This window comes from Paraburkholderia podalyriae, assembly GCF_014397785.1.
In the GTDB taxonomy this organism is placed as follows: domain Bacteria; phylum Pseudomonadota; class Gammaproteobacteria; order Burkholderiales; family Burkholderiaceae; genus Paraburkholderia; species Paraburkholderia podalyriae.
On record NZ_VZQQ01000015.1, the window covers coordinates 58147 to 70587 of the forward strand.

Consider the following 12441-nt stretch of genomic DNA (forward strand, 5'->3'; position numbering starts at 1 on the left):
CAACGCGCATGCTCCAACGTTAAGAGCTTCCAATGAACATATCCAAATTCTTCATCGATCGCCCGATCTTTGCCGGCGTGCTATCGGTATTGATCCTGCTCGGGGGCATCATCTCGCTGTTCAAGCTGCCCATTTCCGAGTACCCGGAAGTCGTGCCGCCTTCGGTGGTGGTGCACGCGCAGTATCCGGGCGCGAATCCGAAGGTCATCGCCGAGGCGGTCGCCGCGCCGCTCGAAGAACAGATCAACGGTGTCGAGAACATGTTGTACATGCAGTCGCAGGCGAATAGCGACGGCAATCTGACGCTGACGGTCACGTTCAAGCTCGGCACCAATCCCGACCTCGCCACGCAGCTCGTGCAGAACCGCGTCAATCAGGCGCTGCCGCGTCTGCCGGAAGACGTGCAGCGGCTCGGCGTGACGACGATCAAGAGTTCGCCGACGCTGACGATGGTCGTGCACCTGATCTCGCCGAACGATCGCTACGACATGACGTATCTGCGCAATTACGCGCTGCTCAACGTGAAGGATCGGCTCGCGCGAATTCAGGGCGTCGGCGAAGTGCAACTGTGGGGCTCGGGCGACTACGCGATGCGTATCTGGCTCGATCCGCAGAAAGTCGCGCAGCGCGGTCTCACGGCGACCGAAGTCGTCAACGCGATCCGCGAGCAGAACATCCAGGTCGCGGCCGGTGTGATTGGTGCGTCGCCGTCGGTGCCGGGCACGCAGCTGCAGTTGTCGGTGAATGCGCGCGGCCGTTTGAAGACCGAGGGCGAATTCGGCGACATCGTCGTGAAGACCGCGCCCGACGGCGGCGTGACCTATCTGCGCGATATCGCGCGCATCGAGCTCGCGGCGTCGGAATATGGTCTGCGTTCGCTGCTCGACAATAAGCCGGCGGTTGCGCTTGCGATCAATCAGGCGCCGGGTGCGAACTCGCTCGCGATTTCAGAGCAGGTGCGCGCGGCGATGAAGGAACTCGCCGAAGACATGCCGGCCGGCGTCGAATACCGGATCGTCTATGACCCGACGCAGTTCGTGCGGTCGAGTATCGAGGCGGTGATCCATACGCTGCTCGAAGCGATCGCGCTGGTTGTGATCGTCGTGATCGTGTTCCTGCAGACGTGGCGCGCGTCGATCATTCCGTTGATCGCGGTGCCGGTGTCGATCGTCGGTACGTTCTCGCTGCTGCTTGCGTTCGGCTTTTCGATCAACGCGTTGTCGTTGTTCGGCATGGTGCTCGCGATCGGGATCGTGGTCGACGATGCGATCGTCGTGGTGGAGAACGTCGAGCGCAACATCGAAAGCGGGCTCAGTGCGCGCGATGCGACCTACAAGGCGATGCGCGAAGTGAGCGGGCCGATCATCGCGATTGCGCTGACGCTCGTCGCCGTGTTCGTGCCGCTTGCATTCATGACGGGTCTCACGGGCCAGTTCTACAAGCAGTTCGCGATGACCATCGCGATCTCGACGGTGATCTCGGCGTTCAATTCGCTGACCCTGTCGCCGGCGTTGTCCGCGCTACTGCTGCGCAGCCACGGCGAGAAGGAAGACTGGCTGACGCGTGTGATGAATCGTGTGCTCGGCGGCTTCTTCAAGCGTTTCAACAAGGTCTTTCATCGTGGTTCGGAAGCCTATGGCCGCGGCGTGACCGGCGTGCTGCGTCGCAAGGGCGCGATGCTCGCGGTGTACGCGATCCTCGTCGGTGCGACCGTATTGGTGGCGCGGGTCGTGCCGGGCGGCTTCGTGCCCGCGCAGGACAAGGAGTATCTGATCGCGTTCGCGCAATTGCCGAATGGTGCGTCGCTCGATCGCACGGAGAAGGTGATCCGCGATATGAGCGCGATCGCGCTGAAGCAGCCGGGCGTCGAAAGCGCGGTGGCGTTCCCGGGTTTGTCCGTGAATGGCTTTACGAATAGTTCGAGCGCGGGCATCGTGTTCGTCACGCTGAAGCCGTTCAAGGAGCGCGGCAGCAAGAAGCTGTCGGCAGGCGCGATCGCCGGTGCGTTGAACCAGCAGTACGGCGCGATCAAGGACTCGTTCGTCGCGGTGTTCCCACCGCCGCCGGTGCTCGGGCTCGGCACGCTCGGCGGCTTCAAGATGCAACTCGAAGATCACGGCGCACTCGGTTACGCGGAACTCAACAAAGCTGCCGAAGCATTCGTGAAGCGCGCGGCGCAAACGCCCGAACTTGGGCCGACCTTCTCCAGCTATCAGATCAACGTGCCGCAACTGAACGTCGATCTCGATCGCGTGAAGGCGAAGCAGCTCGGCGTGCCGGTCACGGACGTCTTCGACACGATGCAGATCTATCTGGGCTCGCTGTACGTGAACGACTTCAACCGCTTCGGCCGTGTGTATCAGGTGCGCGTGCAGGCGGATGCGCCGTTCCGTCAACGCGCCGACGACATCCTGCAACTGAAGACGCGCAACGCGGCGGGCGACATGGTGCCGTTGTCGTCGCTCGTCACGGTGACGCCGACGTACGGGCCGGAGATGGTGGTGCGCTACAACGGCTACACGGCGGCCGACATCAACGGCGGCCCGGCGCCAGGCTTTTCGTCGGGGCAGGCGCAAGCCGCGGCCGAACGCGTCGCTGCCGAGGTGCTGCCGCGCGGCGTGAAGCTCGAATGGACCGACCTCACGTATCAGCAGATCCTCGCCGGCAACGCGGGCATGTGGGTGTTCCCGATCAGCGTGCTGCTGGTGTTCCTCGTGCTTGCTGCGCTGTATGAAAGCCTGACGCTGCCGCTCGCGGTGATCCTGATCGTGCCGATGAGCGTGCTGTCCGCGCTGACCGGCGTGTGGCTCACCGGTGGCGACAACAACATCTTCACGCAGATCGGTTTGATGGTGCTGGTGGGGTTGTCGGCGAAGAACGCGATCCTGATCGTCGAGTTTGCGCGGGAGCTCGAACACGATGGACGCAGCCCGCTCCAGGCGGCAATCGAGGCGAGCCGTCTGCGTTTGCGGCCGATTCTGATGACGTCGATCGCATTCATCATGGGCGTGGTGCCGCTGGTGTTGTCGAGCGGTGCGGGCTCGGAGATGCGTCACGCGATGGGCATCGCCGTGTTCTTCGGCATGCTCGGCGTCACGCTGTTCGGCCTGATGCTGACGCCTGTGTTCTATGTGGTGCTGCGTTCGCTCGCGGGCGGGACGATTCACGTCGCGCAGAAAGATTCGCCGCGCTACGGCGCGCCCGTTACGGACGCCTGAGGAGAAAACAACAATGAAACGCTTTGAATCTCGCTTTGTATCTTTGCGCGGATGGGGCCGCGCGGCCGCGAGCGGTTTGCTGATCGCGCTGCTGGCCGCTTGCTCGGTCGAGCCGACGTACCAGCGTCCCGACGTCGATACGCCGGCGGCGTTCAAGGAAGCGCCCGCGGTGGCGACGTCGGCTGCGGCGGCGTCGGGCGTGGCGGCAGGCTCGGCTGCGTCGGCGCAAAACACCGGCACATGGAAGCCGGCCCAGCCCGCCGACGACGCGTTGCGTGGCGAATGGTGGAAGGTGTTCGGCGACCCGCAGCTCGACGCGCTCGAAGAACAGGCCGCCGCCGCGAATCAGGACCTGAAGGCCGCGGCCGCACGCGTGCAGCAGGCACGCGCGGTTACGCAGGCGGCGAAGTCCGACTGGTTCCCGAAGTTCGACGCGGGCTTCGGCCCGACGCGCGAGCGTGCGTCGGCGGCGTCGCAATTCCAGCCGGACAGTGCGGGCGGCACGACGGGCACGATCTGGCGCGCGCAGGTCGGCGCGTCGTATGAAGCGGATCTGTTCGGGCGGGTCAGCTCGAACGTGAACGCGTCGCGCTCGGACGAGCAGCAGAGCGAAGCGCTGTTCCGTTCAGTGCAGTTGTCGTTGCAAGCCGACGTCGCGCAGAACTACTTCCAGTTGCGCGAGCTCGACACGGACCAGGACCTGTATCGCCGCACCGTCGCGTTGCGCGAGGACACGCTGAAGCTCGTCCAGCGGCGCTTCAGGGAAGGCGATATCAGCGAGCTGGATCTGTCGCGCTCGCGTAACGAACTCGCGAGCGCGCGTGCCGATGCGGTCGGCGTGGCGCGTCAACGGGCCGCCTCGGAGCATAGCCTCGCGATTCTGCTCGGCAAGCCGCCCGCGGACTTCTCGTTCGCGGAAGAACCGCTCGCGCCGGTGGCGGTGCGCGTGCCGCCGGGTTTGCCGTCGGCGCTGCTCGAACGCAGGCCGGACATCGCGGCAGCCGAACGCGCGATGCAGGCGGCGAATGCGCGCGTCGGGCTCGCGAAGTCGGCGTTCTTCCCGAAACTCGACATCACCGGCGCGTTCGGCTTTGAATCGGCGACGCTCGGCGATCTGTTCATGTGGTCGAGCCGCGCGTTCATCCTCGGTCCACTCGCGGGTACCGCGCTGACGGTGCCGATCTTCGATGGCGGCCGTCGTAAGGCCAATCTCGCGCAGGCCCGTTCGAAGTACGACGAGGACGTCGCGCAATATCGCCAGCAGGTGCTCGTGGCGTTCCGTGAAGTCGAGGACAATCTCGCCGATCTGCGCTTGCTCGACGATCAGATGCACGAGCAGAACGATGCGGTCGATGCCTCGCAGCGCGCCGCGCATCTGTCGCGCACGCAGTACACGGAGGGCGCGGTCAGTTACCTCGACGTGATCGATGGCGAGCGGCAGGTGCTGCAGTCGCAATTACAGGCGAGCCATCTGGCCGGTACTCAGGCGGTCGCGACCGTGAATCTGATTCGCGCGCTCGGCGGCGGTTGGGGCGATGTGGCCGCTGGCGGTACGGCGGTGGGGGCGGCTTCGACGCCAGCCGATGCGTCTGGCTCCGTGGCGGCTTCGCTGGCTGCGCCTTCCAACACCACGGCTGGGACCGCATCCGTTCCCGCGCAACAGCAGGTGGCCAGGCGCTGAGGTTCAAACCGTGTTAGCCAGCGCCTGATCAACCACGTCACCCACGCCGGGCCGCGCAAGCGCCGTCCGGCGTTGCCGTCCGGCGTTTTTTCGTGCAAATCCTTTTTCGCGCTTGGCACTCGGCACGCTGGTTTGCGGCTTTGCGCGGCGCGAAGGCGAAAAAAATCCGCGCAGTTCAATCACTGCGCGGAATCATTTGAGCTTCGGTTTGAATCGGGCTGCCGCGTCTCGCGTCGGGGAGAATCGGTCGATCAGGCGGCCTGCGCGACCTGCGCTGCGCCGAGCGCTTGCTGGCGAGCGGCAGCCGCCTTCTTCGTCTTGCCGGCGCGCGACGGCGGCTGGCAAGCGCCGCATACGACGTTGTGCTGCAGGTCGTGCTTGTGCGCGACGAACTTGCCGGTACAGCGGCAGCATTTGGTCAGCTGCAGGATGTCCGCGTCGAAGAAACGCACGAGCGTCCACGCGCGCGTCAGATCCAGTACGGCTTCGGTTTCGCTGTGCCGACAGTGTTCGAGATACAGCCGATAGCCCTTGGTCAGCGCATCCAGATGCGAGCAACGCGCCTCGTTCTTCAGGAACAGATACGTGTTGTAGAACAGCGACGCGTGAATGTTCGCGAGCCACGTCATGTACCAGTCCGCCGAGAACGGCAGCATGCCCTTGGGCGGCGATACGCCCTTGACCTCGCGATACAGGCGGATCATACGGTCGCGCGACAACGTCAGCTCGCTCTCGAGCACCTGCATGCGGGCGCCGAGCTCGATCAGCGCGATCGCGCGAAATACTTCCTGTGCATCTTCGGTCAGGCTTCGCTTGAGCATTGCAGTCACCTCGATCAGGCAAATTGCTCGGCGGGCTGGCCTGCAAGCAGGATCGCCGTGTGGGTCGGTGCAACGGCGGCGTGCTTCGTCGTTTGCGTCAACGCCGACAACATCGCATGGTCGTTGAAGCGGAAGAAGCACAAAAGCTGGTCGGAAGAGGCCAGCTTGACGATCTGCGCGAGCGACAGCCCGGCAAGCAAGTCGGCCAGTTCCGACGACAGTCCCAGCCGGAACATTCCGACCGGTTTGTCCTCGCGCAACATGCGTTGCGCGAGCATGATGTAAGACAAGTTGATCTCGCGGATTGAATCCAGCGTCTCGCTGCTACGGTCCATTTTTTCTGTTTCCGAAGCCCCGAATTACTATGTCGGCTTTGCGCCGTTATGTCTTTTCTGCCTCGCCGGAAACGTTGCCTCCGGCGACATGTTGCGATCTGCGACAGACAGCGAACATTTGATACAAGACGTTACATTTCGTAACAGCTCGGACGAATTGTATGAAGCGTAAAACCAGAAAGCAATCCCTTGTCGAAAAAATATCTCAAAAAAATGCATCAATTTTCGGTAAGTTTTTCACGCCATTGTAATGAATGATGCCAGGTGGATTTTCAGCCTTTCGAGACTCCCTTCTAATCCATGAAAACCCTTTCTGGGCGGGCATCTCGCGCAACGGTTCGAGCGCCGGGCCACCCCGTCCGGCAATCGGCAAATTGGCTCGAAATCAGAAAGGGAATAGAAAGCGACGGAATTGGCGGTAATAAATACTCGCGCTGGACGGCGCGTGAGGGGCGGATCGAGGATGTAACGCGGTGATGCACCCCCGGTTACAAACTCCGCAAGGCGAAGCCGGAACTTGTAACGGCGCGGTAAGGATCGGCAGCCGGTCTGGCGAATCTCTCGGTGAGTCGGGCGGACGGGGCGCGCAAGCGGCTAGCCGCGCTGGTGTTCGGCAAACTCGCGCAGCGCCGCGGCGGTTTGCTGATCCGCCGGAAAGAACGCCTCGATAGCGAGTTCCGACAGAGTAACGTCCACCGGCGTGCCGAAGACCGTGGTGGTGCTGAAAAACGACAGCACGCCAAGCGGCGTGCGCAGCCGCAATGGCACGGCGATCTGGCTGAGAGCCGCATCGTCCGGCGTGGTGGCGTCCGCATCCGGCGGCGCGGGATAGGCGGCCAGTTCGTCGCGCAGTGCGCTCAGCGTGTCGTCGCCGCTGACGTCGATCTGCCGTTGCAGCCGGGCCAGCACATGCTCGCGCCACGCATGCCAGTTGACGATCGACGCCGCAATGCCTTGCGGATGCAGGCTCAGGCGCAGCGCGTTGACCGGCGGCTTCAGCAACTCGGGACTCGCGCCGCTCAACAACGGCGCAATCGCATTATTGGTCGCGACGATGGTCCAGTGCCGGTCGATCGCGAGTGCCGGGTAGGGCTCGTGTCCGTTGAGCACCAACTCGACGGCTTCACGCGCGGCGGCGAGCTGCGGGTCGGAGAGCGGGCGTTCGCGAAACAGCGGCGCGTAACCGGCCGCGACGAGCAGCGCATTGCGCGCGCGCAACGGCACGTCGAGGCGCTCGGCCAGATGCATGACCATTTCCCGGCTCGGCAGCGCGCGCCCTGATTCGACGAAGCTCAGATGGCGCGTCGAAATGTCGGCCTCCGTGGCGAGCAGCAACTGACTCATGCGCCGCCGCTGCCGCCATTCGCGAAGCAGATCGCCGACCGCGCGGGTGGCAGTCGGCGCGGATGACGGAGCCGTTTGTGCGATAGAGAGTGTGTTCATGCCACCGATCATAGTCGAAGCGCGCAAGCAATCGATTACCTGACAGGTAATGCTCCGCCAATTTCAATGCGTGCAAGCGGCGCTGCATCCGCTTGATTACCTCCCACGTAATCGAGCGGCCCGGAAACGCCCGCCCCAGCTAGAGCGTCTGGAATTCGTCTGGAATTTTTAGCCCGCAAGCTTGACCTCGACCCACTCGGCGCCCCGCCCGTCTCGGTACATCGCGGTCATGCTGGCGCTCTTGTGCCCCAGGATCGCCTGCGCGAAATCGGGACTGTGTTGCTCCGAATAGAGTCGCGCGGCGAGACTGCGCAGCTCGTGGAAGGTCGCCGGATCCTTGCCTTCCTCCCATGTGATTCCGGCGGCGTCGCGAGCCCGCGTGAATGCCCGAGTCAGCGAGTTGACCTCCAGCGCGTCGCCGGGCTTCCGGTGTCCGTGTCGCCTCACGTGATGGAGCATGGACTTCGATATGACGGAGTCGCGGCAGCGCTTGATCACCTCCTCGAGCGACAGTCCGATCGCATCGAGGCGGACGCCGACGGGAATGCGGAGCTTGACTCCAGTCTTCCTCTGGGTCACAAACAGGAACCCGTCTTTCACGTCCGAAAACAGCATTGGGGCGACTTCCTCGCGGCGCTGCGCGGTCAACAGCGCGATCTCCATGCTGCGGGCCGCCCACGGGACATCCTTTAGCGCGACGGCGTAGATTTCCCGGAACTGATCCAACGTCAGGCGAGAGCGCTCGACCTCAGAGTCTGGAGCGCGAGTCACGGTGACAGGGTTCTTCCCGGTTTCAATCAGTCCGCGCGTCTCTGCCTCGCGCATCATGTCAGCGAGCGTCTTTCGAATCAGCTTGGCCATTGAGGCGCCACGTGTTGTAATGGCGGCCCGGATGAAATCGGACACCTCTGCTGTTTGGATCTCTCGGAGGTGCTTGCCGACGAACGGCGCTGTGCGCACTGCACGAATGCCCGATTTCACTGTTTTGATCGTCGCCGGCGTTCCGTTGCGCGTGTCGATATAGATCTGCTGGTATTCAGAGGCCCACGCGTCCAGCGTTCTGCCTGCCGGCTCCAGTATCTTCTGCGCGAGCGACATGTTTCCGCGACGCTTCTCAACCGCGAGGTTTGCGGCGCGCGCCTCGGCAAACGCGCGCGCCTGGTCGTGGCCAAGGCCATAGTTCTGCTTTGTGTCGGGGTCGCGCCAGTAAAAGTACCCGGAGCCGTTCTGGTTCAGATGGTTCGGCCAGTTGCGACGCTTTGCTTCGCGTCGCCTAGCTGCCATTGCCGAGCCTCCGCGACATCTCGCCGGCGTCATCGGGTTCTGGTGCAAATAGTGAAGGTGATTCGGATAGACTGGTGCCTCCCCGATCTCATCCTTCGATAATGCGCAAGCTGAAAAGCATGGACGATCTGTTCACAGGTCGTCACTTCAACCGCGAGGTGATCATTCTGTGCGTCCGCTGGTACCTGCGCACACAAAGAATGATCACCTCACGGTCAAAATGACGGCCGGCGAATAGCCCGTCCAGACTCTTCAGCTTGTTCATCGCGGCTCCTCAAATCGGTCAGGGCGACACTCTAACCGATCCGTTGAGCGCTATTTGCACCACAACCGTCCGTGGATCTCGGCAACATCGATATGCCGAGCTATCTGCTGGCGACTGAAGAAGACCATATCGTTCCGTGGCGATCCGCCTATGGTTCGATGCAATTGCTGGGCGGCGCAACGGAGTTCGTGCTGGGGGCAAGCGGTCATATCGCTGGGGTGATCAATCCGGCGTCAAAGAACAAACGCAGCTATTGGACGAACGATACATGCGGCGAGAACGCTGACGAGTGGCTCGGAACGGCTGTGGAACAGCGCGGCAGTTGGTGGAATCACTGGATCGACTGGGTCAAAAAGCACGCCGGCGAACAAGTGGAGGCGCGCACCACGCTTGGCAATACAGAGTACAAGGCCATCGAGTGCGCACCTGGCCGATATGTGAAGGTGCGTGCTGAATGACGATAGACCTCATTTGTCTGCCGGTCGGGGCAAGCAAGCGCCGACCGTTGAACGGTCATTAACGACAGCGTCCGGCGCCGGCTATTGCCCGCACACCGGGCTAACGGTCACGGTGTCCGAAATCGGCGTCATAGTGGGCGGAACATAGTAGATATAGGCACTGGCGACGCAGGCCGGCTGCCCGTCGGTTGTAACGGAACAGGTGTCCCGGATGCTATTGCCGTACGCGTCGGTGGTCGTGAATGCCGGGTCCGGAACCATGTTGTCATAAGGCAGCAGTTTGTAGTTCTGGCGCATGTCCCACACGATGGTGTGCCAGGACTGATAGGTCTGGGCGTGGTAGCCGCCGCCGCGCCCCGATGCGCCGCAGCGGGTCCACGCGTAGACCTCGCCGCGGATATACCCGTTCGCGTCGAATCCCGTGACATAGCTGGTCACATTTACACCGCCGCACGAGACCCCGAGCAACGTCGGGTATGCCTCTGGCAACGGCAGGGTGACCTGAGCCTGCACAGCGGCACTCGCCAGCAGTCCCAGCAAACCAATCATCTTCATGTCGTTTCTCCCGGCTGGTTGAAGTGTCGTAGCAGGTGGGTCGAACTGACGGATAGAGCACCTCAGGACTTGTGCCCGAGAGGCTGACGGTGCTTTGCGGATGGCCAACAGGCAATAGGCAATAGGCAATACGCAATTCGAGAGCCGGTTGCAGCATGTTTGCCACCTGTTCTGTCCTTGTTATAGGCGAATTCAGGTAGTGCAACCGGCAACTTGGCGCCTTGCGCCTAGGACGGGCGCCTGAAAACTGGCGTTGCTCGCCGTTCTAACGCAGGCGCCGGACATCGATACACGCGTATTGCGAACAGCAAGGAGTTCGCTGCCGTCGCTTCGGGCGACATCGCGAAACGCTGTGTCGTTTCCGTCACCCCGCAACCCGCATCGCAACCCAATCGAGTTCTTCTACAGATATCTTGTACGGGAAGTGATTTCGCACTGGCGGCGCTTGAACCTTCAAATCTAGCGGGCAACGCGGTCAAGGGTCAACCTCATCGTATCCCGGGTGTGTGATCCAACACGAAGATATCCACTGGGCATCGCGAGCGCCGCTTCCCCTTGTGCGGTCGCAGCTCATGGCGGCTATATGAGCCCCGCTTGCAGCAGACCTTCCCGCCCCCCGCTGGGTTCGCCCCTACCGCAAGTGTAGGGAGTTGACCCATCCCAGATGCCTGCACGCATCTGCAGAATCAATCTACGGGTTCAGGTCGTCGGTACCCGGTGAGTGCCCCACCGTAGAGCATGACCTCCAGCGCGGTTCGCGCTGGCTGCCCCCTGGACGGAGGTCATATGTTCAGCATTCCAATCTGTCGGAACGGCTTTGCAGCGCTGCTGTTATTGCTATTCTCGTTGCCGTCATTTGCTCAGTCGTTCCGCGTGCAATGTCCACCGACAACGACGCTTCATCCGACCGCGCTGCCGGCTGGTGCGGGCGAACCGGCCTACGTCGGCCCGTCCGTGACCGGATCGAACTCGACCCCGACGAAGCACGTCAACGGCGCGATCAAGTGCCAGCAGATTTCGGGCGGCGATGGTTACGCGACGATGGGCGACGGCACGCAAACCTACATGTTCTCGTTCGGCCCGTTATCCGGTCTCGCCGACATTCGCAAGGGACTGCCCGGCACCGAGTTCGCCTCGGTGTTCAACGTCGTGGGCGATGCGAAAACCAATCCGAATTACAACGGCGCGGTCGGCCTCGCGCCCGATCCGGAGTCGGTGCCGGCCGGTCAGTTGACGGGTCACGTCGACCCGCGGCCGATCATGGACATCGGCGTGATGAACGGCAACATTCCCGCGCCGACCATGGCCATCGACGAGGACGACGAGTTCTTCCTGACGCTCACCAACGTCGGGATGATCATGCGCCCCGACCTGTTCGAGCAGCACACGGTGCACTTCCACGGCTATCCGAACGCGTCCGCGTTCTTCGACGGCGTGCCGGATGCGTCGGTGGCGATCAACATCGGTGCGAGCTTCACGTACTACTACCTCGCACCGGATGCCGGCACCTATTTCTGGCACTGCCACATCACGCCGCCTGAGCATCTGCAGATGGGGATGGTCGGTCAGATCTACGTGCGGCCCAGGCAGAACCGCGTCACAACCGGGACGCTCTATGCCTCGCTGCAGTCGCAGCAGCTCGATCCTCGCACGGCATGCGGCAGCGACATTCTGTGCTCGACGCCGCTGCCGCCGCAAAACAGCGTGATGCATGCGAAGAACAAGAGCGGCACGCCGACGCTTTACGCCTACAACGACGGCGACGGTTCGACTGCGTACGACGTCGAGTATCCGATCCAGATCCACGGCTTCGATCCGAACTTCCACTTCATCGGCATGACGTTCAATCCGGAGCCCTTCGTCGACATGAAGGACAAGCACTTCATGTTGAACGGCCGCAGCTATCCGGACACGGTCACGCCAGGACCGATGCAGACGCCGGTGGCTGACGGCTCGAAGCACTATTCGCAACCGCTGCCCGCGCTGATCAACATTCCGGCCGGCGGCCGCGCGCTGCTCAGAATCTCTGACCTCGACGTCACGGAGTTTCAGACGCTCGCTTCGCTCGGCATTCCGATGCACGTGATTGGCATGAATGCGCGGCTGCTGCGTGACCTGGCCGGCAACGATATGACCTACAACACGAACTCGGTCACCCTGGGCGGCGGCGAGTCGATCGACGTGATTCTCGACGCGAGCGATACGACCAAGTACGCGCCGGGCTCGGTCTATTACCTGTACACGCCGAACCTCGATCACCTGTCCAACGACGCCGAGAACTTCGGCGGGTTGATGACCGAGGTCCACATCTGCCACTCGGTGGACCCAACCACGAAGTCCTGCTCCTAGGAGAACAACCGTGGGTAACTTCATCAACGCAA

At 62.6% G+C, this 12441-nt stretch carries 9 protein-coding genes and 2 pseudogenes; 5 read left to right on the plus strand and 6 right to left on the minus strand.

Features of this window, described 5'->3' with window-relative positions:
* The first annotated feature begins 32 nt into the window (after positions 1-32).
* Positions 33-3218 carry an efflux RND transporter permease subunit gene (locus F6X42_RS19205; RefSeq protein WP_187635735.1) on the plus strand — a complete coding sequence of 1062 codons (3186 nt, stop codon included), beginning with the start codon at positions 33-35 and terminating at the stop codon, positions 3216-3218.
* Between the two features lie 13 nt (positions 3219-3231).
* The gene (locus tag F6X42_RS19210; protein ID WP_187635736.1) at positions 3232-4899 is read left to right on the plus strand and encodes an efflux transporter outer membrane subunit; all 1668 of its coding nucleotides are present in this window, start codon (positions 3232-3234) and stop codon (positions 4897-4899) included.
* A gap of 3 nt (positions 4900-4902) precedes the next feature.
* Here F6X42_RS19210 and F6X42_RS19215 read toward each other — a convergent pair whose 3' ends face one another.
* The 5 genes from F6X42_RS19215 to F6X42_RS19235 form a co-directional block, all read right to left on the minus strand.
* Complete coding sequence (locus tag F6X42_RS19215) at positions 4903-5082, minus strand: hypothetical protein (protein ID WP_187635737.1); 180 nt, start codon at positions 5080-5082, stop codon at positions 4903-4905.
* A 68-nt stretch (positions 5083-5150) separates the two neighbouring features.
* On the minus strand, positions 5151-5720 hold the full coding sequence (gene flhC / locus F6X42_RS19220; protein WP_187635738.1) for a flagellar transcriptional regulator FlhC: 570 nt from the start codon (positions 5718-5720) through the stop codon (positions 5151-5153).
* A gap of 14 nt (positions 5721-5734) precedes the next feature.
* Positions 5735-6055: a flagellar transcriptional regulator FlhD gene (gene flhD / locus F6X42_RS19225; protein ID WP_018434215.1), complete on the minus strand. Its 321-nt coding sequence runs from the start codon at positions 6053-6055 to the stop codon at positions 5735-5737.
* A 594-nt stretch (positions 6056-6649) separates the two neighbouring features.
* The gene (locus F6X42_RS19230) at positions 6650-7498 is read right to left on the minus strand and encodes a helix-turn-helix domain-containing protein (RefSeq protein ID WP_246530141.1); all 849 of its coding nucleotides are present in this window, start codon (positions 7496-7498) and stop codon (positions 6650-6652) included.
* A 168-nt stretch (positions 7499-7666) separates the two neighbouring features.
* Positions 7667-8782, minus strand: coding sequence for a tyrosine-type recombinase/integrase (locus F6X42_RS19235; protein WP_187635739.1), 1116 nt, complete (start codon positions 8780-8782; stop codon positions 7667-7669).
* A 101-nt stretch (positions 8783-8883) separates the two neighbouring features.
* Here F6X42_RS19235 and F6X42_RS44085 point away from each other — a divergent pair.
* Positions 8884-8973, plus strand: a pseudogene (locus tag F6X42_RS44085) (IS6 family transposase); the annotation flags it as partial.
* A gap of 145 nt (positions 8974-9118) precedes the next feature.
* A pseudogene (locus F6X42_RS19245) lies at positions 9119-9505 on the plus strand (class I poly(R)-hydroxyalkanoic acid synthase); the annotation flags it as partial.
* A gap of 81 nt (positions 9506-9586) precedes the next feature.
* Here the strand turns inward: F6X42_RS19245 and F6X42_RS19250 are convergent.
* Positions 9587-10060: a hypothetical protein gene (locus tag F6X42_RS19250; protein WP_187635740.1), complete on the minus strand. Its 474-nt coding sequence runs from the start codon at positions 10058-10060 to the stop codon at positions 9587-9589.
* Between the two features lie 786 nt (positions 10061-10846).
* Here F6X42_RS19250 and F6X42_RS19255 point away from each other — a divergent pair.
* The gene (locus F6X42_RS19255; RefSeq protein WP_187635741.1) at positions 10847-12409 is read left to right on the plus strand and encodes a multicopper oxidase domain-containing protein; all 1563 of its coding nucleotides are present in this window, start codon (positions 10847-10849) and stop codon (positions 12407-12409) included.
* Positions 12410-12441: the final 32 nt, after the last annotated feature.